The 22,768-nt window shown below is 43.2% G+C and carries 21 protein-coding genes; 14 read left to right on the forward strand and 7 right to left on the reverse strand.

The features are described from left to right. Positions 1-3: 3 nt before the first annotated feature. The 9 genes from GKO22_RS04255 (at position 4) to GKO22_RS04295 (ending at position 10,755) form a co-directional block, all read left to right on the forward strand. Entirely contained in the window at positions 4-519 is a 516-nt protein-coding gene (locus GKO22_RS04255) for a NuoI/complex I 23 kDa subunit family protein (RefSeq protein ID WP_166332820.1), read from the forward strand. Positions 520-531: 12 nt separating this feature from the next. Next, positions 532-1,041: an NADH-quinone oxidoreductase subunit J family protein gene (locus GKO22_RS04260; protein WP_116775476.1), complete on the forward strand. Its 510-nt coding sequence runs from the start codon at positions 532-534 to the stop codon at positions 1,039-1,041. After that, positions 1,034-1,363 (forward strand): NADH-quinone oxidoreductase subunit NuoK, encoded by a 330-nt coding sequence (gene nuoK / locus GKO22_RS04265; RefSeq protein WP_166332821.1) that lies wholly within the window; start codon positions 1,034-1,036, stop codon positions 1,361-1,363. Before GKO22_RS04260 ends, nuoK begins: the two co-directional genes overlap by 8 nt. Before the next feature lie 69 nt (positions 1,364-1,432). Then, on the forward strand, positions 1,433-3,364 hold the full coding sequence (gene nuoL, locus GKO22_RS04270; RefSeq protein WP_166332822.1) for an NADH-quinone oxidoreductase subunit L: 1,932 nt from the start codon (positions 1,433-1,435) through the stop codon (positions 3,362-3,364). Positions 3,365-3,375: 11 nt separating this feature from the next. After that, a complete protein-coding gene (locus GKO22_RS04275) occupies positions 3,376-4,836 on the forward strand; it encodes a complex I subunit 4 family protein (protein WP_166332823.1) in 1,461 nt (486 codons plus the stop codon). A gap of 19 nt (positions 4,837-4,855) precedes the next feature. Beyond that, positions 4,856-6,250 carry an NADH-quinone oxidoreductase subunit N gene (locus tag GKO22_RS04280; RefSeq protein WP_166332824.1) on the forward strand — a complete coding sequence of 465 codons (1,395 nt, stop codon included), beginning with the start codon at positions 4,856-4,858 and terminating at the stop codon, positions 6,248-6,250. Between the two features lie 104 nt (positions 6,251-6,354). Beyond that, the gene (locus GKO22_RS04285) at positions 6,355-8,877 is read left to right on the forward strand and encodes a DUF5686 family protein (protein ID WP_166332825.1); all 2,523 of its coding nucleotides are present in this window, start codon (positions 6,355-6,357) and stop codon (positions 8,875-8,877) included. Between the two features lie 12 nt (positions 8,878-8,889). Beyond that, positions 8,890-9,660: an enoyl-CoA hydratase/isomerase family protein gene (locus GKO22_RS04290; RefSeq protein WP_166332826.1), complete on the forward strand. Its 771-nt coding sequence runs from the start codon at positions 8,890-8,892 to the stop codon at positions 9,658-9,660. Positions 9,661-9,705: 45 nt separating this feature from the next. Continuing rightward, positions 9,706-10,755 (forward strand): AI-2E family transporter, encoded by a 1,050-nt coding sequence (locus tag GKO22_RS04295; RefSeq protein ID WP_166332827.1) that lies wholly within the window; start codon positions 9,706-9,708, stop codon positions 10,753-10,755. A gap of 14 nt (positions 10,756-10,769) precedes the next feature. Here GKO22_RS04295 and hemW read toward each other — a convergent pair whose 3' ends face one another. The 7 genes from hemW to porX all read right to left on the reverse strand — a co-directional run bounded on the left by hemW (position 10,770) and on the right by porX (position 17,327). Next, positions 10,770-11,903 (reverse strand): radical SAM family heme chaperone HemW, encoded by a 1,134-nt coding sequence (gene hemW, locus GKO22_RS04300; RefSeq protein ID WP_166332828.1) that lies wholly within the window; start codon positions 11,901-11,903, stop codon positions 10,770-10,772. A 34-nt stretch (positions 11,904-11,937) separates the two neighbouring features. Continuing rightward, the gene (locus GKO22_RS04305; protein WP_166332829.1) at positions 11,938-12,987 is read right to left on the reverse strand and encodes an ABC transporter ATP-binding protein; all 1,050 of its coding nucleotides are present in this window, start codon (positions 12,985-12,987) and stop codon (positions 11,938-11,940) included. A gap of 67 nt (positions 12,988-13,054) precedes the next feature. Beyond that, entirely contained in the window at positions 13,055-13,870 is an 816-nt protein-coding gene (locus GKO22_RS04310) for an outer membrane beta-barrel protein (RefSeq protein WP_240920103.1), read from the reverse strand. 29 nt (positions 13,871-13,899) lie between these two features. Beyond that, positions 13,900-14,634 (reverse strand): hypothetical protein, encoded by a 735-nt coding sequence (locus GKO22_RS04315; protein ID WP_166332830.1) that lies wholly within the window; start codon positions 14,632-14,634, stop codon positions 13,900-13,902. A 92-nt stretch (positions 14,635-14,726) separates the two neighbouring features. Continuing rightward, positions 14,727-15,272: an RNA polymerase sigma factor gene (locus GKO22_RS04320; protein ID WP_166332831.1), complete on the reverse strand. Its 546-nt coding sequence runs from the start codon at positions 15,270-15,272 to the stop codon at positions 14,727-14,729. A 78-nt stretch (positions 15,273-15,350) separates the two neighbouring features. Continuing rightward, on the reverse strand, positions 15,351-15,761 hold the full coding sequence (tsaE, locus tag GKO22_RS04325; protein ID WP_166332832.1) for a tRNA (adenosine(37)-N6)-threonylcarbamoyltransferase complex ATPase subunit type 1 TsaE: 411 nt from the start codon (positions 15,759-15,761) through the stop codon (positions 15,351-15,353). 12 nt (positions 15,762-15,773) lie between these two features. After that, positions 15,774-17,327, reverse strand: a complete 1,554-nt coding sequence (porX, locus tag GKO22_RS04330; protein WP_166332833.1) for a T9SS response regulator signal transducer PorX — start codon at positions 17,325-17,327, stop codon at positions 15,774-15,776. A 227-nt stretch (positions 17,328-17,554) separates the two neighbouring features. On the opposite strand from porX, the gene GKO22_RS04335 reads away from it, so the two are divergent. Genes GKO22_RS04335 through GKO22_RS04355 form a run of 5 tightly spaced genes read left to right on the forward strand, consistent with a single transcriptional unit; the run spans position 17,555 to position 22,736 of the window. Continuing rightward, on the forward strand, positions 17,555-18,784 hold the full coding sequence (locus GKO22_RS04335; protein ID WP_166332834.1) for an HD domain-containing protein: 1,230 nt from the start codon (positions 17,555-17,557) through the stop codon (positions 18,782-18,784). Positions 18,785-18,802: 18 nt separating this feature from the next. Further along, positions 18,803-19,837, forward strand: a complete 1,035-nt coding sequence (lpxD, locus tag GKO22_RS04340) for a UDP-3-O-(3-hydroxymyristoyl)glucosamine N-acyltransferase (protein ID WP_166332835.1) — start codon at positions 18,803-18,805, stop codon at positions 19,835-19,837. A gap of 42 nt (positions 19,838-19,879) precedes the next feature. Beyond that, on the forward strand, positions 19,880-21,274 hold the full coding sequence (locus tag GKO22_RS04345; protein WP_206367798.1) for a bifunctional UDP-3-O-[3-hydroxymyristoyl] N-acetylglucosamine deacetylase/3-hydroxyacyl-ACP dehydratase: 1,395 nt from the start codon (positions 19,880-19,882) through the stop codon (positions 21,272-21,274). Between the two features lie 10 nt (positions 21,275-21,284). Then, positions 21,285-22,079 carry an acyl-ACP--UDP-N-acetylglucosamine O-acyltransferase gene (gene lpxA, locus GKO22_RS04350; protein ID WP_116775599.1) on the forward strand — a complete coding sequence of 265 codons (795 nt, stop codon included), beginning with the start codon at positions 21,285-21,287 and terminating at the stop codon, positions 22,077-22,079. A gap of 24 nt (positions 22,080-22,103) precedes the next feature. Continuing rightward, positions 22,104-22,736 carry an ABC transporter ATP-binding protein gene (locus tag GKO22_RS04355; RefSeq protein WP_166332837.1) on the forward strand — a complete coding sequence of 211 codons (633 nt, stop codon included), beginning with the start codon at positions 22,104-22,106 and terminating at the stop codon, positions 22,734-22,736. Positions 22,737-22,768 lie beyond the last annotated feature (32 nt).

A 22,768-nucleotide genomic window follows, 5' to 3' on the forward strand; every position in this document is an offset into this window, starting at 1 on the left:
CATATGCAATCGTTATCGAATAGAAAAAAAGTACTGGAACAAAAACCGATGAATTTCTGGGAGCGCATTTACCTGCCTGCCATATTCAAGGGCTTGTCCATTACTTTAAAGCATTTTTTCAAGAAAATCCCAACTGTGAAATATCCGGAAGAGGTACGACCTTATTCGAAGAATTTCCGCGGACAACATTCTTTGAAGCGTGATGAGGAAGGTAGAGAGCGCTGTACTGCTTGTGGATTATGTGCCTTATCCTGTCCGGCAGAAGCTATCACCATGACATCTGCCGAGCGCGCTAAAGGCGAAGAACACTTATACCGCGAGGAGAAATATGCATCGGTGTATGAGATCAATATGCTACGCTGTATCTTTTGTGGTTTGTGTGAAGAAGCTTGTCCTAAAGAGGCGATCTACCTAGACGGATCACATGTGACGGCTGATTACCTGCGGAAGGATTTTATCTATGGAAAAGATAAGTTGGTGGAGCCCAGATTCGACATTACTAAACTTGCTAAAGATTAAATATATAAGCCGATGTCCTTTTTTTATCTCGTCGCTTTTCTATCGGTGATTTTTTCACTGATGACCATTTTTACGAAGAATCCCGTACATAGTGTTTTGTACTTAGTGATCACGTTTTTTACGTTCACGGTGCACTACATCATGCTGAATGCGCAGTTTTTGGCCGTGGTGAATTTTATTGTATACATGGGCGCAATCATGGTATTATTTCTATTCGTATTGATGTTGCTTAATCTCAACAAGGATACCGAACCGATGAAATCTCCTTTGGTAAAGGTGATGGGCGCGATCGCAGGGATGTGCTTATTAGCGACGTTTCTTGGTGCTTTTCGAGCGTTGGAACAAAGTGATGTACTCATTAAACCGCATGAAAATATTGGATTAGTGGAGAACTTAGGAAAAGTGCTCTTCGGAGAATTTCTACTGCCTTTTGAATTGTCTTCCATTCTGTTGCTCACGGCAATGGTCGGAGCAGTGCTATTGGCCAAACATGAGAAAGGAGTGAAGAAGCAACATGGATAATTTCATAACTAATCTCCAAGGCGTGCCCTTGCAGCATTATTTGATCTTCTGTAGTACCATTTTTGCCATTGGCGTGGTGGGCGTGTTGATCAGAAGGAATGTCATTATTATCATGATGTCGATTGAATTGATGCTCAATTCGGTGAATCTATTACTAGCCGCCTTCTCTGCGCATCATGGAGATCCTGCAGGTCAGGTATTCGTCTTTTTCATCATGGCATTGGCGGCAGCCGAAGTAGCTGTAGGCCTCGCGATCGTGATTATGGTATATCGCAACACGAAATCGCTCGATATAGACTCCTTAACCAAGCTGCGCTTGTAATAGAGCCGCATATATATAGAACTTTGCTAACTCAAGAATATAAACTTGCATAGAAAAAATTAACCACGTATGAACGAATTGATCTGGATAGTGCCCTTGCTGCCTTTGTTGGGCTTCGTATTCATCGGGACTTTACGAAATTACCTGCCGCACTGGCTTGTAAGCTTGGTCGGCTGTGGCACGGTACTCGCGGCATTTATTGCTAGTGTGTCGCTGTTTGTTGAAGTGTATCAAGCTCGCATGGTGGGTGGCACAGGGGCAATTACGCAGGAGTTATTTACATGGATTTCTGTATCAGACTTTCAGGTTTCTTTTCGCTTTTTGGTAGATCCATTAAGTGCCATCATGCTCTTAATCGTTACAGGGATTGGTTTTCTAATTCATCTGTACTCAACGTCGTACATGCATAAAGATCCAGGATTTGCTAAGTTCTTCAGCTATTTGAACTTGTTTATCTTTTTTATGCTGTTACTGGTACTAGGTTCCAATTATTTGGTGATGTTTATTGGCTGGGAAGGCGTTGGTTTGTGTTCCTACCTACTGATTGGCTTCTGGTACAAAAACACCAACTATGCAAAAGCGGCTAAAAAAGCCTTTGTGATGAATCGGATTGGCGATTTAGGTTTTCTAATTGCCTTGTTCTTTATGATTGCACACTTTGGTACGTTAGAGTTTGCTGGCGTGCTAGGGCAAGCCAAATTGATGGTTTCTGGCGACGCGACTTTGTTGATCATCACCTTATTACTATTCGTAGCCGCAACTGGTAAATCGGCACAAATTCCACTTTTTACGTGGTTGCCTGATGCGATGGCAGGACCAACGCCTGTTTCAGCGTTGATCCACGCGGCCACGATGGTTACCGCAGGTATTTACATGATTGCGCGGTCAAATATCATGTTTACTTTATCGCCCGTTACGATGCAAGTGATTGCCATCATTGGTGTGGCGACTGCTGTAGTGGCAGCATTCATTGCATTGACGCAAAATGATATTAAAAAGGTACTGGCCTATTCGACCGTATCACAATTGGGATATATGTTTCTAGGTTTAGGTGTCGGTGCTTTTACGGGTGCATTTTTCCATGTACTGACACATGCGTTTTTCAAAGCCCTGTTATTTCTCGGAGCAGGTTCTGTGATTCATGCGATGAGCGATGAGCAAGATATGCGAAATATGGGTGGCTTGCGGAAAGCGCTGCCTATCACCTTTGCGACGATGCTGATCGGTACGATTGCCATCGCGGGTATTCCTCCTTTTGCGGGATTCTTCTCCAAAGATGAGATTTTAGCGTACGCTTTTGTCGAGAACCCGATCTTTTGGATACTTGGTTTAGGAGCAGCGCTCATGACGGCCTTCTATATGTTTAGATTGCTTTTTATGACTTTTTCAGGAACTTTCCGTGGAACAGAATCCCAAAAAAGCCATTTGCATGAATCGCCTTGGCCGATGACGACTGCGCTGATCGTTCTGGCGATACTATCCGTGGTAGGTGGCGCGCTGAACGTGCCAGAAGCATTGCATGGCCATCATTGGCTAGCCAACTTTTTGAGCCCTGTTTTTGCGGATTCGGCGGCTGTGTCGGTGCCATTGAGTTTAGATCATACTACCGAATATCTGCTGATGGCTGCGTCGACCATAGCAGCATTGGCAATGGCCGCTGTGGCATATACGCGCTATGTCAAATCTACAGTGGGAAGGTCCGAAAAATCAGTAAACGATCGTGGCATTTTGTACCGTCTGTCCTACCACAAGCTGTACCTCGATGAAGCCTATGAGCTTTTGATTACAAAACCATTGAACAGCTTGGCTGGAGCCTTCAAGAAAGCTGATGTAAAGTTTGTCGATGGATTAGTAAATGGAGTGGGCAGGGTGTTTGTAACTGCTGGAAATGGCTTCCGACATCTGCAAACTGGGCACGTTAGTTTTTATATATTTATGATGGTATTGGGCGTAGCAGGCATTATGTTGTATGGCCTTATTGCACAATTAATAGAAAGATAACCAAAGAATTCATGGACAACCTTTTTTCGCTGCTGCTGCTTCCTTTAATTTCTGCTATCGTTCTGGTCTTCGTGCGTTCGGATCGTGCTAAATGGGTGGCTTTGCTCTTATCCTTAATCAACTTAGGACTTACTGTACCGTTTCTACTGCGTTTTGATCCACAAGCTGGAATACAGTTCGAGCAAATGTGGGTATGGATCGAGCGCTTGAATATCAACTTTCATGTTGGTCTGGATGGCATTAGCTTACCGTTGGTTTTGTTGACGAACGGACTGATTCCACTTATCATTGCTACGACCGATCGTACACGCTTCAAAGGGAATTTTTATTCGCTTGTGCTTTTTATGCAGGTTGGACTTTTGCTGGTTTTCACAGCACTAGATGCATTTTCCTTTTATGTAGGCTGGGAAATTGCTTTGATTCCCATTTACTTTATCTGTGCTTTGTGGGGTACGGGTGATCGCATTGCCACCAATCTCAAGTTCTTTATTTATACGTTTGCCGGAAGTATTTTGATGCTGATTGGTATACTTTATCTCTACCAGCAGACGCCGGCTGGCAGTTTTGAATGGACAGCCTTTACTGGTTTAAATCTTCCCGAGAATACGCAACATTGGGTTTTCTGGGCATTCTTTCTCGCCTTCGCGATCAAGATCCCAATTATTCCATTTCATACTTGGCAACCCAACACCTATGTACAAGCGCCTGCCGCCGGTACGATGTTGTTGTCTGGTATCATGCTAAAAATGGGAGTCTTTGGCCTATTACGTTGGTTATTACCGATCGCGCCTTTAGGCGTAGCGGAATATGGTACGCTTGTGATGATATTATGCGTGGTTGGAATTGTCTATGCGTCGCTTATTGCTTTTCGGCAAGATGATGCAAAACGCCTTATTGCTTACTCATCTATTGCGCACGTTGGCTTAATATCTGGTGGCGTGTTTTCCTTAACCGTATATGGTTTGCAGGGCGCCTTGATTCAGATGGTGAATCACGGGATCTCCGTAGTCGGTCTGTTCTTTGTGATTGATCTGATCGAACGCCGCACCGGCAGCAGAAGTTTATCGGAGCTCGGTGGATTGGCATCGCGTACGCCTAAATTGGCTATTGCGTTTTTAATTCTGGTGATGGGCGCGGTAGGCTTGCCATTAACGAACGGTTTTATTGGGGAGTTTCTTTTATTAAAAGGCTTATTTGGTACGGCGGGTTATGGTTTATGGTATGCCGTTTTCGGTGGACTCACCCTGATCTTGGGCGCGGTCTACATGCTTCGACTCTATCAGAAAACCATGCTGGGCGATTTGCCCGAGCAATGGAACTCTGTTTCCGATATCAAAAGCACGGATGTAGTAATATTGGGAATTTTGGTCATATTAGTCGTCATTATCGGCGTATTGCCCAATTTCCTGCTAGAGCTATCCGAGCCAGCAATAAACAACTTATTACAGCAAATTTCATTTACAACAGCATAGCTTAATACCAACAAACATTATGGGTGCAATTATCACGCTTTCATTATTGGCAATACTGCTTTTGTACTTAGGGCTCTTTAAGGCCAAAAGTGCGCTGCTGCCGGTCACCTTAGCGGGCTTAGCATTAGCCATCGGTTTCGAGTGGTATGGCTGGAATCAAATGGCTGCGCCACAATACAGCGGTATGGTGTTGTTTGACCACTATTCGATTGCATTTTCGATCTTATGCATCTTTATCGCTGGCCTCGTGTTATCGCTTTCCAAAGCTTATTTCAAGGCGATCAGCGAAAATGTAGCAGAATATTATGCCCTGATCTTATTTTCGTTAGTGGGCGCTTTACTGGTGTGTGCTTATCACAACTTTGCCATACTATTTATTGGTATAGAGGTAATGTCTGTCGCTTTATACATCTTGGTAGGCATTCGTAAGAAAGACCGCGCTTCCAATGAAGCGGCCTTAAAGTATTTCTTGATGGGCGCATTCTCTACCGGATTTCTGCTGTTTGGAATTACGTTGATGTACGGAGCTACAGGATCTTTCGATTTGAGCGAACTGCAACAGTACGTGCGCAGCACACCAGATTATCAGATTTCGCCGTTGTTTTTCGGAGGAATACTGTTGATTTTGGTGGGCTTATGTTTCAAAGTCGGCGCAGCACCATTTCACTTCTGGACTCCAGATGTATACGATGGATCACCAATTTTGATTACTGCTTACATGAGTACAGTGGTGAAAGTGGCTTCTTTTGCCGGTTTCCTGCGGTTGTTTTCTATGGTGATGATACCTTTAGACGGTTTCTGGGAACCACTATTACTGACCATCGCGATCATTACGCTATTTGTGGGTAATATCTCCGCCTTGGTACAATCTAGCTTCAAGCGTATGCTCGCTTATTCTAGTATCGCACATGCTGGCTATATGTTATTTGCTATTCTTTCGATCGGAAGTCTTTCGCCATCGGCGATCCTCACCTATGGATTGGCTTATTCACTCGCTTCCGTTGTGGCATTTGCAGCACTCATATTGGTGAAAAGACAGATTGGTACTGATCAGTTCGAATCATTTAATGGATTGGCCAAGCAAAACCCATTCCTGGCGTTTGTCGTTACTGTAGCTATGCTGTCCTTAGCAGGTATCCCATTGACCGCAGGTTTCATCGGAAAGTTCATGATGTTTGGCCGGGTGATGGAGAGTTACCATACCTTGTTATTAGTGCTAGCGGCAATCAATGCGGTCATAGGTGTGTGCTACTACTTACGCGTTGTGGTACATCTATATTTCAAATCCGCCAGCGAGGAAGTGGAAACATCGGCCATCAAAGTACCTTTGAATTTTCAAATCATATTTGCCATTTCGATTCTGTTGACTTTGGCGGTGGGTGTCTACCCAGAATGGCTGATCAATTTGTTGTAAATATGGATTCTAACCGAACGTTAACAAAGAAATAAGTTTTTCCTCTATAAGCGATTAACTCTGCGAACAAATTGTATCTTTATCAGAGTGAGCATAGATGAAACATGACTATAGGGGCATTAGCTATTCGATTCATATACCTAATTTTTCTAATATCCTGCGTAACACCTGCTGTATTTGCACAGCATAGAATACAAGGTGTCGTAGTAGACGAAGACTCAGGAAGTAGATTGATGGGTATCTCGGTGCGCGTACTGGGAAGCAATATCGGTACAGCGACCGATTCTACAGGAAGTTTTATATTGCTTCTGGATAGACCATATGCACAGGTCGAGTTAACGTCGATAGGATACGCCACAAAGATGTTGCGCGTGAGCGAACAAGAACCAAACTTGATTTCTCTGCGAACCGAAGGTACGCTTATTGATGGCATTACGATTCGTTCCAACCGACGATATTCCAATAAGGACAACCCTGCTGTTGAGTTGATCGATTCGGTCATCCGGTACAAATCACAAAATCGTCTTTCTGGAAACGCGCGTATACAATTCGAGCAATACGATAAGATCAAGATCGGGATTGTAGATCCCCCAAAACTCCTCAAACGTACGTTGGCAATGGTGAACTTTCCAACGGATTATATGGATAGCCTCACGCTGCCAGGCAAAAAACTGCTAGGAGTGTACCAAGAAGAAAACTTAGCCAAAGTATATAGTCAACGAAACCCATCGCGCTCCAAACGACGAATTGAACACCAGATCAAAACAGAGTTTGATCAGCGTTATGTGAATAACCCCAACATCCAATCTTACATCAATTATGTGTTGCAGCCGATAGATATTTACGATGAAAGTATCTTCATGCTCGACAAGCTCATCTTGAGCCCTATTGCCAATAGGGGAAAGACCTTTTACAAGTATTTTGTAATAGATACCGTCAAGAATGAATATGGTGAATTTCTGGAGCTGGAATTTGTGCCGCGCAATGACAAAGATTTATTATTTCGAGGCAAGTTGCAGGTGGCATTGGATGGAAGCTACGCCGTAAAGCGTGCCGAATTGCACCTCGGAACGTCGGCTAATATCAATTGGATTAGTGCGGTAGATTTAGAGTTAAACTATTCTCCGACAGCAGATGGTGTGATGTTGTTAGACAATACCCATGTAGGTGTATCTTTTGGATCGGAGAATAATCAAGCTATGTACGCCGAGCGTGTAAGTATACATCGCGATTATGACTTAGAGAGCCCGATTGATAATAGCGTATTTGGTGGGCCACCAATCGAGGTTATACCCAATGTCAATGCTTTTATTCCCAATAGACCAATACCACTTACGGTGTTTGAAAGAAACACGTATGAAAATATCAATCGTCTTAAGGAGAATGCTGCTTTTAGATCCACCTTGGCTTTGGGTTATCTCATTGCACAAGGATATTACAACCTCAATGAATTCGAGCTGGGACCTTTAGAATACACGTATAGCCGTAATAATATTGAAGGAAATCGCATCCGTTTTGGTGGACGTACAACACCACTGCTGTCCGAAAAAATGTATTTAGAAGGATACGTGGCTTATGGTACACGCGACAATGATCTGAAATATTTCTTGCGAACGGCTGTATCTCTGGATGGCCGCAATATTGCGACCTTTCCAGCGCATTATATTGAAGGTACGATTCAACACGATATTTTAGAGCCAGGACGGCAGCCGAGTTTCTTACGTGGAGATAGTTTCTTCGAATCATTTAGAAGCAACAGGCCTACTAAATGGTTTATGACTGATGCGTACCGATTGGGTCATGTCGTGGAATTTGGCAATCATTTCTCCATTGCCACAGCTTTTAGCCATATCAGACGAAGAACCATCGGCGATTTTCGATTAATCAGCTCAGGCGATCCAACCCTTGCCGTTCGAGATATTAATACCAATGATGCGGAGGTGATTTTGCGCTGGGCACCTTATGAGCGGTTTTATTATCGAAACTTAACGAGAAGTACCATCATCGAACGCCACCCCGTCTTTACGGTACAATACAATAAGGGCTTGAAAGGTTTTTTGGATGCGCCCTATGATTATGATATGATCAAAGCTTCCGTATCACGCCGGTTATTCTTAGATCAACTTGGTTTTGCCGATATAACGGTAACGGGCGGCAAAATTTGGGGTGTGTTGCCTTACACACTCTTACATATGCCCAATGTTAGGCAGCAAGAGTTAGACGGTCGGCACGAAATTCGCTATGATTTGATGAACAGCATGGAGTTCGCGGCCGATCAATATGTGAAGTTTGGTTTTCAGCATGCGTTAAATGGTTTTATTTTTAACAAAATTCCTTTGTTGCGTAGGTTAAGATTACGCGAAATCTGGGGAGCGCAAATGTTTTACGGACGAATGAGTCCACAAAATGATCCCGCCCTAAGCGATCGAGTACTCGAATTTGATTTGGACGACGAAGGGTTGCCAATAACGCGCAGCCAGAACGGAAGACCATACTGGGAAGCATCGGTAGGAATAGATAATATTCTGCGCGTACTGCGCGTGGAGTATGTGCGCAGGCTTACACATCGAGACTTTCCAAACATTAGTCAGGATCGATACCGCGTTTCCTTGTCCCTAAATTTCTAAAACCGATACGTTATGTACAACAACATCAAAATCCAATTGCTCGACCAAACGGCAGTAGTGGAGATCGACCGTCCCAAATTCTTAAATGCACTCAGCAGAGAAACGCTGGAGGAAATCGAGCACGCTTTTCAGCATGATTTACTTGAGAATCCAGCTATCCGTGGCGTTATCATCACGGGAGCTGGCGAGAAAGCCTTTGTTGCTGGTGCCGACATTAAAGAGTTTGAAAACTACAGTACGGAAGAAGGTATGGCATTAGCCAAGTGGGGTCACGGAGTAATGAATCGTATTTACCAATTTCCGAAACCCGTAATTGCGGCCATTAACGGTTACGCTTTAGGCGGAGGCTTGGAATTAGCCTTGGCCTGCCACATTCGCATCGCATCTGATAATGCTAGAGTAGGACTTCCAGAAGTATCCTTAGGGTTGATTCCAGGATACGGCGGCACACAACGTCTTACCGATTTGGTGGGGCGTGGAAAAGCATTGGAAATGATCATGAGCGGTGAGATGATTGATGCGAAAGATGCGCACAAGTGGGGGTTAGTAAATCACGTGGTTAGCTTAGATGAATTAATAAGCAAATCAACCGAGTTATTGAAAAAAATGTATAGCAAGTCTTCTAACGCCATTGCTGCGGCCATAAAAGCGGTAAATGCGGGCTTGGATAAGCAAAAAGACGGTTATGAGAGTGAAATAGCAGCCTTTGGCGACAGTTTTGGAACACCAGATTTTCGCGAAGGTGTCGATTCATTTCTTGCCAAACGCAAACCAAATTTCTAGTTTGTTGTTGTAACGACATCAGATCGTAAATTTTTTTAACTTAACATGGAAAATCCAGTTTTTTCTCAAAAAGAGCGGAACATTATTATTCTGCTTATTGTCCTCGTTCTAGGAGGCATCATTATGTATGCCACGCAAGGCCTATTTGGCGCTTTCTTAGGTACTATGCTAATGTATACGCTTTTCCGTGGGCTCAATATATTTTTAATAGAACGTTGGAAATGGCCAAAGCCAATATCGGCCATATTCATTATCATCCTATCAATTCTAATTATTGTATTGCCCTTTTATGGCATAGGAAAGATGTTGTTTTCCAAGGCAATCGAGCTACAACGTGATCCTGCCTGGATCAATAATCTAGTAACGGCGATTAAAGATTTCGCCGGAGACACCTTGGGTCAGCCAGATTTTATTGAAAAGCAGTTAGAATCTAGTTCTTCTTATATAGGCGGTTTATTAACTAATACGCTTGGTGGAGCAGCGAATCTATTTTTGGAAATTACGGTGATGTATTTTATCCTGTATTTTATGTTTGTAGGCTACAAAAGTTTTGAAAGATCTTTACGCTTTTATCTACCGTTTGATGATTCTAGTGCAGGGGTTCTTGCTAACGAATTCAAAAATGTCACTTACGCAAACGTCATTGGACAAACCTTAATCGCTATTGTACAAGGGGCCTGTCTAAGTATCGGGTTTTACATATTTGGTGCATCCGATCCTTTCTTTTGGGGAGTGATTACCGCGATTTTGTCTTTTATCCCATTATTAGGACCTCCGCTTATCTTCGTCCCCGCTGCGGTGATTATGTTTTCTCAGGGAATGACTTGGCAACCCATAGGTTTATTGATCTGGGGATTTGGACTGGTCATCAATATCGACAATGTGTTGCGATTTATCATTGCAAAGAGAATGGGCGATATTCACCCAATCATTACGGTGGTAGGTGTGATTATTGGTATCCCGTTATTCGGACTTTTGGGTTTGGTGTTCGGTCCGCTTCTATTGGTCTACTTTTTATCAGCCGTCAAAGTATATAAAGCAAATAAACGTTTATCATTGAAAGAACAGACCCTGCGCGACAAATTACGTGAGTAAATGATTAGTGTTTTTTAATCTTCATCAGATAACACAAACAGCTCACTGGCAATACGATCAGCGAGCTGTTTGCCTTTTGGCGAAAGTTTCAGCGTATCATTATCATACAGAAGCGCTCCACTACCGATGTAAGGTTTAGCTTGTTGTAGCAGAAATTGCATCACATCAATGCCAAATTGCTGCTCTACGATATCTCTGCGAATGCCCCACATGGTACGTAGGCTCGTCATGATGTATTCATTAGTGCGATCTTCTGTGCTTAGCACCTCACTTTCCAACATAGGCATGTCATGCGCCATGCCGCGCATGTACAATGCATTGTTGCTTTTATTCCAAGATCTGGAAACACCATTGAAAGAGTGTGCTGATGGCCCGATCCCTAAATAATGCGTGCCATTCCAATAGTTCGTATTATGCTGCGCATACTTTCCGTCTTTGGCGAAGTTCGAGATTTCGTAATGCTCAAAACCATTACCTGTCAATTTATCGATGAGAATGGCCATTTGATCAGCACTTTGTCCTTCATCGATGGGTTTTGTCTTTCCTTTTTTGATCTGATGATGCAGTGCGGTTCGCTCCTCGACCGTCATGGCATAGGAGGAAATATGAGGTACGCCGTAACCAATCAATTGATCTATATTGCTATGCCATTTTTCATCGGTCAGCAAAGGATAACCGTAGATCAGGTCGCACGTGATATTATCAAAGCCGGCATCCTGAACCCGTTTTATTACTACATCTGCTTCTTGCGCATTATGCGCGCGATTCATCCAGCGAAGATCTTCTTCGAAGAAGGATTGAATGCCGATGCTAAATCTATTGATCGGCGTAGCACGGAGGTCTTGTATTTTAGAAAGACTAAGATCGTCAGGATTGGCTTCCAGCGTAATCTCTGCCTGCGGATCTAAGATGAAATGTTGTGCAATTTTGTCTAACACACGCTCAATATCCGAAGCAGCTAACAGCGAAGGCGTACCGCCACCAAAATAGACCGATCGAATATGACGATCTACCAAATAATCTGAGCGCAGCTCAATCTCCCGAAGCAATGCATCGACCATCGCAGCCTTATCGCTCAACTGCGTACTAAAGTGAAAATCACAATAGTGGCAAGCTTGTTTACAGAAAGGAATGTGAAGATAGAGCATGATGCCAAATATATAGTAAAGAAGTTTTCGCTATTTAATCACCAAACTCTATGTGCCTTTCAAAGTGAATCTGCACTTTATCGCCTTTTTCAAGGGTTGGAGTTCCAATCTTCGCTGCGCGAACACTAACATCTCCATTGCCTGCGGCGTATTCATAATACATGCCGCGGAACTTAATTTCTTGAATTTCGAAGGGTGCGGATTCATCCGCAATCAATGAAATATCTTCCTGATGGATAGCAATCGTAGAAGCCGTTTCTATGCCCAAAGCAGTTGCTTGTTTGGCAGAGAGAATATTACTCTTGGCTAATAACTGCGCTGTGTAAGTATTACTCGGTTTGAAGTACAAATCTTTTGGTTTGCCGTCATCGATAATCTTCCCATCTTTCATGACGATCAATTGATCGGACATAGCCAACACTTCTGCCGGATCGTGAGAAACCAATAGCACAGTAAGCCCGGTATCGGCTACGATCTGCTTAATATCATGTTGCAGCGCATCGCGAAAAGCAGCATCTACTTGGTTGAATGGCTCATCCATCAACAGGACTTCTGGGTCATTAATTAAAGCGCGACAAATGGCCACACGTTGGCGTTCGCCGCCACTCAAATCCGCAACGCGCTTTTGCGCAAGATGGGATATTTGTAGTTTTTCTAACGTTTCCTCCGTTTTGCGCTGTTTGTATTCTAGATTGATATTGGATAATTGTGAGGCCACATTGTCCCAAACCTTTGCATACAGATTGAGATCGTCAAAATTCTGAGAAACCATCTTCATGGCTTCATGGCCAGGAATGAGTTTATCTTTACGCGTTGGTACCAACCAGCCTCGGTAACGGATTTCGCCGTTCGTGGGTTCGAGCAATCCGTAGATCAATTTTAGCAACGTGCTCTTGCCACTTCCGGAAGCTCCGATAATCGCCGTGATGCTATTCTTTTGAATTCCAACGCTTACGTGATCAACCGCAACAACATCGTCCTTGCCCTCAAAAACGCAAGATACATCATGGACATAGATTAATGGTAAATCATGTTGTTGTATGTCTTGGGGTACGTATTGACAAGAGGAGGAAGTCGTGCTCATAAAAAATGCCGGATCGTTTTAGGTGATCCGGCACAAAAATACGGTTTTAAAATCAGGAAATGATTACCTAGAAACCCAAGGTTAGACCGAATGCAAAATTCTTGAATCCTTTTTGATCTGGAGATTGTTCGAACATATCGTTCATATAATACTTGGTGAAAACACCGAAAGATCCGAATCCTACGCGTAAATGCCCGCCATACTGGAAAGATTGTAGGTTGTAGGTATCCCGAAAACTTTGTTTGCCCAATTCATCGCTGCGCAATCGTTGCGAACCTTTTAATAGGATGCCAAACATTGGCCCTGCCACGATGCGTACACGATCGCCACCACGACTACGATTACTACGCCACTCAAAAGCTAAAGGCACACGCAGGTAAGTAGAGGTTAATACATTGCGGGTATAATTTACCTCATTACGATCTACAAAAGTGGGTGTAAGTGGCGCTTGATTTTGGTTCAAGATTACATTGTTGGTCAATCGCATATAGTTCCACTCAAATCCCGCTGCGGTGTAGATTTTGATATTGTCATCTAAGCGCACACCAAATTGTGCAATATCGAAACCAAAGTTGGACGCTCTGCTGTGCGACAAGAATTGATTCTCCTCCGAGAAAGTGAAGCTGCCATTGTCCATCGGCCGTGAAAATCCCCAATCAATCCGTGTGAACGTCAATCCACCAAAGATACGTGGGTATTTTACTTTCTTTTTGCTGCTTTTATCGTCTTCGTCGTCACCCTTTCCAAGGGTAATATTCATGTTTACTTTTCGACTGGAATCACGTTCTGTGATCAAGCTGTCTTGTGTCTGTGCTTGTGTTGCGGTGGTCGCTGAAAGCCCGAATGCAATCGAGACAATCATAAGGTATAGATATGTTTTCATCGTAGTGTTGTTGAAATATATGGTAATCGTTATTTACGTTTTTTTGTTCTGTTTTTGGCGAAGAGATTTCCTATTTCTAGACGGAAAGAGCCTTCATCATCCTTGAGTACGTATACATCTTTTGTTACTTGTGTTGGTGTATTGTCACTCACCACGTCGATGATTTTGTTGATGACATTGCTCGTTGCTTTGCGGACTGTGCCGGCGATCATCATTTCCTCCTCCTCTTCAAAAGGCTCAATCAGTGGCTTGATCGGTTCTACATCGGTCACAAAACGAGTAGGAAGACTTACTGCTGGCACCTCAGCCAAACGAACTGCGGGTAAATTTGGAACTTCCGATTGTTCTATGTTCGCGAGCTGATTTACTTCAGGCTGTTCAACAGGAGTGATCTGCTTTTGTTTTACGTATTCGCTTGGCGTTTCTCTGTCAGATGCGTGCTGATGCACTGGTGCCGCGCTGTAGGCCACTATCTTTTCTTCTTCCACCTGGCTAGGAGTTGATTCCAAATCAAAAGAAGTACCTTCGTTCATTTGCTCAACCTCCTTTTGTGCCGGTTGCTGTTGCGCCATCTCTTTTTGCGGATCAGTGATTTCCTGTTGCAGCGCAAAGTAGGCAAATAATCCGATTCCGACTAGGGCGCAAGCTGCCGCATACTTTACCCACTGGTAATTTCGTTTTTTGCTAATCGCAGGAATTAGTGGGACGATTCGGTCCTCGCTCTCCGCTTCCTCATCCAACTGCTGCGCGATCTTGTCCCACAATTGTGGGCTCGGGGTTGCTTGCTCGCTTTCGAGCGCATCACGAAACAGTTTGTCGAGATCTTTCTCTTTCATATCCATTCCTCCTTATACTATTAACTTATATTATCCATTTTGAGTAATCGTTCTTTCAGCCAGCTCCTTGCTCTAGACAGTTGCGATTTCGAATTTGTTTCTGTAATCGATAGGCTGTCGGCAATTTCTTTATGACTAAATCCTTCGATCGCATACAGGTTGAAGATCGTTTTGTAGTTGATGGGCAGTTGATTGACCAATTGCAATAAATCTTTGTATGCCGTCTGATCGGCCTGAAATGTGCTTACCATCTTTGAGGCACCGATGCCTTCTTCTTCCAGATCGACATACATGATCTTCCTTTTTCTGTATACTTCAATCGCGGTATTGACGATCACGCGCCTAATCCAACCTTCCAAAGATCCAGCGCCGTCATACAAATGATGTTTGGTGTATACCTTCACAAAGCCCATTTGTAGCATATCTTCTGCTTCCAGATGGTCTTTAGCGTACCGCAAACACACGGCAAACATCTTCGACGAAAAATGATGGTATAAAGCTTCCTGTGCTTTGCGATCCTGCTTTTTGCAGCCCTCCCATACCATGTCAATATTCGTCAGTTTCAATTTTTACTTGGTTTTATAAGCAAGACGGAGCTTCAGAACGAATGGTTGCAACAGAAATTAAAAAAAAGTTAAAAAATCTTAAATAAGTTCGATTATGCGACTGTCAGGGCCAGTAATTTTGATGTAGACAGATTTAGAATCTGGAGGTAATAGGTTAGCGATTTTATTCGGCCATTCAATTAGGCAATAATTGCCGGAGTATAAGTATTCTTCATATCCCATATCAAAGGCTTCCTGCTCGTCTCGTAATCGATAGAAATCAAAGTGATAGATAGGGCCGTTTGAAGAATCATATTCATTCACAATTGAAAATGTGGGGCTAGATGTGTTTTCAATTACACCAAGCTCCGCACAGATTTCTTTAATGAACGTTGTTTTGCCGGCGCCCATGTCTCCATAGAATAAGATCACGCGGGCATCGGAAAATGATTTTACTATATTTTTGGCGACCGCGCTGAGGTCTGCCAAGCTATCTACGCGGTATTCCATAAGCAAATTTACTTATTTCGGCGTGTAGGTCGCAAATGGAATAATCATTTCTTCTAATGAGATCCCGCCATGTTGGAATGTACCATAGAAATGATTCACAAACTGATTGTAATTATTAGGGTATACAAAATAAGCGTCTTCTTTCGCAAAGGTGTATACCGAACTGATATTTAACTTCGGTAACTGCGCATCATGCGGGTTTTTGACCACAAATACATCTTTGTCCTGATAATTCAGGTTTTTGCCTTGTTTGTACCGCAGGTTGGTATTGGTGTTGCGGTCGCCCACTATTTTGCTTGGTTTTTTGACGCGGATAGTGCCATGATCTGTCGTTATAATGACGCGGACCTTGTGTTGCGCCAGCCACTTCAGCACATCTAGCCAAGGCGAGTGCTCAAACCAAGACAATGTCAACGAACGATAAGCGGCATCATCATTCGCCAGTTCGCGAATCATAGCCATATCAGTACGCGCATGCGATAGCATATCGACGAAATTGTACACCAATACGTTCAGGTCGTTATTCATCAGGTTGTTTAGATTTTCTAAAACATCCTTTCCTTGCTCGTGAGTCAATATCTTGGTATACGAATGCTTGATGTCTTTACGATATACTCGCTTGATTTGATCGGCCAAAAACACGTCTTCGTGCATGTTCTTTCCACCTTCGTCATTGTCATTTTGCCAGTGATCGGGAAAGCGGCGTTCCATTTCCAACGGTGTTAATCCACTAAAGATGGCGTTTCGCGCATATTGTGTCGCCGTTGGCAGAATGCTGTAATAGCTGTCTTCTTCTTCCAGTCGGAAATATTCGGTAATGATTTCGTTGATCACGCGCCACTGATCGTACCGCAGGTTGTCGATCAGGAAGAAAAAGGTCGGTCGATCCTCTTCCATGGTTGGGAAAACCTTTTTCTTAAAAATGTGATGGGATAGTGTCGGTCCGCTGCTCGGATCATTGATCCAACCCAAGTAATTATTCTCGATGTATTTGGCAAATAAAGCATTGGCTTCCGATTTTTGCATCGTCAGGATTTCATGCATGCCACTATCTTCCAATTTTTCAAGCGATAGTTCCCAATACAACAGTTTCTTATACGCTTCGATCCATTGCTCATAATTTAGCGCATCATTCATGATAGTGCCTAGATTTCGGAAATCTTGCTGATAAGCCAATGACGTTTTTTCGCTAACTAATCTTCGGTTCTCTGTTAGCTTCTTTATCGTCAGTAATATCTGTTTAGGATTGACCGGTTTTATGAGGTAATCATCGATTTTGGATCCAATAGCATCTTCCATCAAATGTTCCTCCTCGTTTTTGGTGACCAATACGGTAGGAATCGAGGCATTGACCGATTTTAGGATGCTCAGTGTTTCTAGTCCGGTAAGTCCCGGCATATTCTCGTCAAGAAAAACAAGATCGTACGGATCGCTTTTAAAGGCATCTACCGCATCGTAACCGTTATTTACGGTTTTGACTTTGTATCCTTTTTGTTCTAGTAATAATATGTGAGGCTTCAGAAATTCAATTTCATCGTCCGCCCAGAGTATACGTGTTTTCTGCATGTGTGTTGCCTTAGGAAATCATTCAGTTCAACAACTGAAGTTTAAAAATGATTTGAACTGTGAAGATAAGGGGAAGAAAACCATCCTGTGCCTCTGCAATCAAATCGTTGTGCTTTTTTAACAAGAATTAACGCATATCTGTGTATCTTTGCCGTTATATTCGAGCAGTATTACGCTTAAAAGTAAGGCAAAAAGGCTAGATTATTGTATTAATAGACTATAAAGTATTGAATAAGAAAAAAATAATTAATGATCCGGTGTATGGTTTTGTAACCATTCCATCTGCTTTCATTTACGATCTTATTCAGCATCCTTTTTTTCAGAGGTTGCGGTACATCAAGCAAGGCAGTATGAGCCATCTGGTGTATCCTGGCGCTTTGCATACGCGTTTTCAACATGCGATCGGTGCCATGCACTTAATGAGTCTGGCCATTAGTACCTTACGTAACAAAGACGTTGAAATATCGGAAGAAGAAGAAGAAGCGGCACTGGCAGCGATTCTTTTACATGATATTGGGCATGGCCCATTTTCCCATTCTTTAGAGCAAACCATAATCGAAGGCGTATCGCATGAGATGATATCCTCCGTATTGATGCAACGGCTCAACGAAGCATTTCACGGAAAGTTGGATTTAGCCATTTGTATTTTTAACAATAAATATAATCGTCCATTTTTACATCAGTTGGTATCCAGTCAGCTAGATACCGATCGGATGGATTACCTTAATCGCGACAGCTTTTTTACAGGTGTTTCCGAAGGTGTCATTTCATTTGATCGCATCATCAAAATGCTCTACGTGGTGGATGAGCAGTTGGTCATTGAGCAGAAAGGCATATATTCTGTCGAGAATTTTTTGATCGCGCGAAGGCTGATGTATTGGCAGGTATACTTACATAAGACCGTGGTAGCTGCCGAGCAAATGTTGCTACAAGCGCTGCGACGCGCGAAAGTGTTAGCGCAAGAAGGTGTTGGTTTATTTGCTAGTCCGGCGCTGGTTCATTTTTTACATCAGCGGATTACGAAAGATAATTTTCTGAGTGATCACTCTCATCTTTCGTGGTTTACTCGTTTGGATGATACCGATATTATGTCGGCGATCAAGGCCTGGAGTACGCATGAAGACAAAATTTTGCGCATACTCTGTTCTAAATTGATGAATAGAGAGCTGTTCCGTACCGAGATGCGTAGCGGAGCCGTGACTGCGACTGAGTTTCAAGAATTGCAAAAGCGTACGCAAGCCACTTTTGAATTGCAAGATCATGAGGTAGATTATTTTGTTTACGCGCAGACTATTCAAAATAGTGCCTACGATCCTACTCAGAATAATATAAACGTATTGGCGAAAGACGGTACATTACTGGATATAACGGCTGCATCAGACTTGTCAAATCTAGACGCTTTGTCGAAAATCGTGGTCAAGCATGCAGTCATCTACCCAAAAGAAATTTTTAATTAAAAGAGTCCTTTAAACGCGATGAAATTTTCAGCTCAACAAATTGCTACATTATTGCAGGGCACAATAGAAGGGAATACCGAAGTGGCGGTATCTCGCCTATCGAAGATTGAAGAAGGCGATGCCGAAAGCTTGTCATTTCTTTCTAACCCGAAATATGAGCAACATCTTTACGATAGTAAAGCGGCGATCGTCATCATTAATGAGTCTCAAGTGTTGGATCCGCAACGTACGGTAAATCCGACTTTGATTCGTGTAAAGGATGCTTATCAAGCTTTTGCCGAGTTATTGAAGATCTATGAGCAAATGCGTTTCGATAGATCGGGGCGAGAAGAATACAGTTTTGTGCACGATTCCGCTCAGCTTGGAGAAGGACACTATGTTGGCGCTTTCGCTTATATCGGCTCGCAAACAGTATTAGGTGCCAATGTCAAGATCTATCCACAAGTATATATCGGCGATAATGTACGCATTGGAGATAATTGTACGATATATCCAGGAGCTAAGATCTACCATGATTGTGTATTGGGAAATAATGTAACAGTACATGCAGGATCTGTGGTTGGGAGCGATGGTTTTGGTTTTGCACCACAAGAAGATGGATCATACAAGAAGATCCCGCAAATCGGAAACGTGGTGATAGAAGATGGCGTTGAAATCGGAAGTAATACAACGGTGGATCGCGCAACACTAGGACAAACGGTATTGCGCCGTGGTGTCAAATTGGATAATCTGGTACAAATCGCGCATAACGTGGAAGTCGGCGAAAATACAGTGGTGGCTGCACAAACTGGAATATCCGGTAGTACTAAGATCGGAGAAAACGTAATTCTTGGTGGGCAAGTAGGTGTGGTAGGTCATATCTCTATAGCCAAGGGCACGCAAGTACAGGCGCAATCAGGTATAAATAAGTCGATTAACGAAGAAGATAAAAAATGGGCTGGTTCGCCGGCATTTCCTTATCAAGGGGAACTCAGATCACAAGTGCTTTACGCCAAATTACCTGAGTTAGAGAAGAGAATTGCCGAACTCGAGAGACGTCTCCGAGACAAATAATAGCTACATTTAATACATACTTGAGTCAATATAATGCTAGATATGAATGTAAAACAGAGAACTATCAAGTCCGACGTGAAGATTTCCGGTGTAGGACTACACACCGGACATCACGTAAATATATGTATCAAACCTGCACCAGAAAATCACTGGTACAAATTCCAACGTGTAGATCTAGAAGACAAGCCGTTGATACATGTGGATGCAGACAATGTAACAGACACTTCACGAGGCACCACGATTGCGCAAAATGGCGGATCGGTGAGTACCATAGAGCATTTAATGTCTGCATTAGTCGGGCTGCAGCTGGACAACATCTTGATTGAGATTGATGGACCTGAAGTGCCCATTTTGGATGGTAGCGCAGACATTTACGTCGCTAAGCTACGCGAGGTTGGTTTTGTAGATCAAGAAGCCGATCGCGAATATTTTGAAGTAAGTAGCAACATCCATTATAACGAACCGGAGCGAAAAGTGGAAATCGTGGCCATGCCATTGGATGGCTATCGATTAACCTGTATGATCGATTTCAATTCGCCTGTGCTTGGTAGTCAGCACGCATCTATCAGCCATATTTCGGAGTTTGAAAAAGAGATTGCCTCTTCCAGAACATTCTGTTTCCTACACGAGTTGGAGATGCTCGTACAGCAAAATCTAGTAAAAGGTGGCGATTTGTCCAATGCGATCGTTATAGTTGATAAAGAGATTGAAGAAAATGAGCTCATCAAGCTAGAGCACGTCTTCAACAAAAAAGTAGAAGTAGCTAGCGAAGGCATTTTAAACAATGTGCAACTACGCCACTTGAATGAGCCAGCTCGCCACAAATTACTCGATATGATTGGTGATTTGGCACTTGTTGGCCGACCGATCAAAGGGCACATTATGGCGGCGCGCCCTGGTCATGCGGCCAATGTGGCGTTTGCAAAGCGTATTAAGGCTCAAATGAAAAAAGAGCGTTCGCGCAAAAATGTTAAAGTCTATGATTTAAACATGACTCCGGTATACGATACCGTACAAATCATGAAAATATTGCCACATCGTCAACCATTCTTGATGATCGACAAGGTTTTAGAGCTATCTGAGCAACACGTAGTCGGCTTGAAGAATGTAACGATGAACGAAGATCTGTTTATGGGACATTTCCCAGGTTCTCCGTTATTTCCTGGCGTATTGCAGATTGAAGCAATGGCACAAACGGGTGGTATTTTGGTGCTCAATACAGTGCCTGATCCAGAAAACTGGTTGACACTGTTCTTGAAAATAGAAAATGCCAAGTTCAAAAACCCAGTTCGCCCGGGCGATACAGTGATATTTACCTGTGAGTTGCTAGAGCCGATACGTCGCGGCATTGCGCGCATGAAAGGAGTTGGGATGGTCGGCGAAAAGATAGCGAGCGAAGCGGAATTGATGGCGCAAATCGTTCGAGTAAAAGAATAAATTAAGCATGATGATACAACCATTATCATATATACACCCCGAAGCGCAAATAGCGCACAACGTGGTGATCGAACCTTTCTCTACCATACATAAAGACGTGGTGATTGGAGAAGGAACTTGGATCGGCTCTAATGTGACGATCATGGATGGCGCGCGCATTGGAAAGAATTGCCGCATCTTCCCAGGAGCTATTATCTCCGGTGAACCCCAAGATTTGAAGTTTGAGGGCGAAGTGACTACAGCAGAAATCGGCGATAATACCACGATTCGTGAATGTGTCACCATCAACAGAGGTACGAAAGATCGTTACCGTACGGTGATTGGCAAGAATTGTTTGATTCAAGCTTATAGCCACATCGCGCACGATTGCTTTGTGGGAGATAATTGTATTTTCTCTAATTCAAGCACACTCGCCGGGCACATTACTGTTGGCGATTACGTGGTATTGGCAGGAATGGTTGCTGTGCATCAATTCTGTAAAATAGGATCACACGCTTTCGTGACCGGCGGTACGCTGGTACGTAAAGATGTACCTCCGTATATCAAAGCGGCACGCGAGCCAATCGCGTATGCCGGAATTAACTCTGTGGGTTTGCGTCGTCGTGGTTACACGAATGAGCAAATCAATGAAATTCAGAATATCTACCGTGTGCTTTTTGTAAAGCACAGTAACTTAGGTAAAGCCCTAGATATTGTAGAAACTGAATTTGAAGCGACAGAGCTTCGAGATGAAATCATCGGATTCGTTCGTGCTTCAAACCGTGGCGTGGTCAAAGGTTTTGGCCAAGGACGCGCTAGTCTGTAGCAGCAAAGCACTAATTGCACGGACTTGAAGATCACGCTGCACAATATAGGAAGAAGGTATAACCGAGAGTGGATATTTAGACACCTCAGTTATACCTTTTCTGCTGGAAAAAGCTACGCGATTCTAGGACCAAATGGTTCTGGAAAATCGACCTTGATTAAGGTGCTGACAGGTAGTTTGTCGGCCAGTGAAGGCACAATACAATACGAACGAACTCCAGCGAATACATGCTTGGTAGATGATGTATACAATCATCTTACCATGGCAGCGCCTTATATGGAGCTGATCGAAGAGTTCACCTTATCGGAGTTGATCGACTTCCACTTCAAACACAAAAATTACTTGGCGGGATACGACAAAGAATCGCTATTGCAATTATCGCAATTAGAGACTGCCAGAGACAAGCATATCAAACACTTTTCTTCGGGGATGAAGCAACGCCTCAAGTTGGTGTTGGCCTGCTGTTCGGCCAGCGATTTAGTTTTTTTGGATGAACCGACCAGCAACTTGGATGTACAGGGCGAAAACTGGTATCTAGATCTTGTGAAGCAGACCATCGGTTCAGAGAGAATCTTGATTGTTGGCTCTAATCAGCCTAAAGAATACGATTTTTGTGACGAACATCTCCATATCCAAGACTACAAGCTTTTTAAATAACCGCGGATTTTTCTATTTTTGAGTCCGAAATA

Source organism: Sphingobacterium chungjuense, assembly GCF_011316935.1.
In the GTDB taxonomy this organism is placed as follows: domain Bacteria; phylum Bacteroidota; class Bacteroidia; order Sphingobacteriales; family Sphingobacteriaceae; genus Sphingobacterium; species Sphingobacterium chungjuense.

Excerpts from the sequence above, each read along its gene's own strand:
- GKO22_RS04290 (WP_166332826.1), top strand. The coding sequence starts at position 8,890 with ATGTACAACAACATCAAAATCCAATTGCTCGACCAAACGGCAGTAGTG.
- nuoL (WP_166332822.1), top strand. The coding sequence starts at position 1,433 with ATGAACGAATTGATCTGGATAGTGCCCTTGCTGCCTTTGTTGGGCTTC.
- GKO22_RS04275 (WP_166332823.1), top strand. The coding sequence starts at position 3,376 with ATGGACAACCTTTTTTCGCTGCTGCTGCTTCCTTTAATTTCTGCTATC.
- lpxA (WP_116775599.1), top strand. The coding sequence starts at position 21,285 with ATGATACAACCATTATCATATATACACCCCGAAGCGCAAATAGCGCAC.
- GKO22_RS04255 (WP_166332820.1), top strand. The coding sequence starts at position 4 with ATGCAATCGTTATCGAATAGAAAAAAAGTACTGGAACAAAAACCGATG.
- GKO22_RS04260 (WP_116775476.1), top strand. The coding sequence starts at position 532 with ATGTCCTTTTTTTATCTCGTCGCTTTTCTATCGGTGATTTTTTCACTG.
- hemW (WP_166332828.1), bottom strand. The coding sequence starts at position 11,903 with ATGCTCTATCTTCACATTCCTTTCTGTAAACAAGCTTGCCACTATTGT.
- GKO22_RS04295 (WP_166332827.1), top strand. The coding sequence starts at position 9,706 with ATGGAAAATCCAGTTTTTTCTCAAAAAGAGCGGAACATTATTATTCTG.
- porX (WP_166332833.1), bottom strand. The coding sequence starts at position 17,327 with ATGCAGAAAACACGTATACTCTGGGCGGACGATGAAATTGAATTTCTG.
- lpxD (WP_166332835.1), top strand. The coding sequence starts at position 18,803 with ATGAAATTTTCAGCTCAACAAATTGCTACATTATTGCAGGGCACAATA.
- tsaE (WP_166332832.1), bottom strand. The coding sequence starts at position 15,761 with ATGGAATACCGCGTAGATAGCTTGGCAGACCTCAGCGCGGTCGCCAAA.
- GKO22_RS04345 (WP_206367798.1), top strand. The coding sequence starts at position 19,880 with ATGAATGTAAAACAGAGAACTATCAAGTCCGACGTGAAGATTTCCGGT.
- GKO22_RS04305 (WP_166332829.1), bottom strand. The coding sequence starts at position 12,987 with ATGAGCACGACTTCCTCCTCTTGTCAATACGTACCCCAAGACATACAA.
- GKO22_RS04280 (WP_166332824.1), top strand. The coding sequence starts at position 4,856 with ATGGGTGCAATTATCACGCTTTCATTATTGGCAATACTGCTTTTGTAC.
- GKO22_RS04310 (WP_240920103.1), bottom strand. The coding sequence starts at position 13,870 with ATGAAAACATATCTATACCTTATGATTGTCTCGATTGCATTCGGGCTT.
- GKO22_RS04285 (WP_166332825.1), top strand. The coding sequence starts at position 6,355 with ATGACTATAGGGGCATTAGCTATTCGATTCATATACCTAATTTTTCTA.
- nuoK (WP_166332821.1), top strand. The coding sequence starts at position 1,034 with ATGGATAATTTCATAACTAATCTCCAAGGCGTGCCCTTGCAGCATTAT.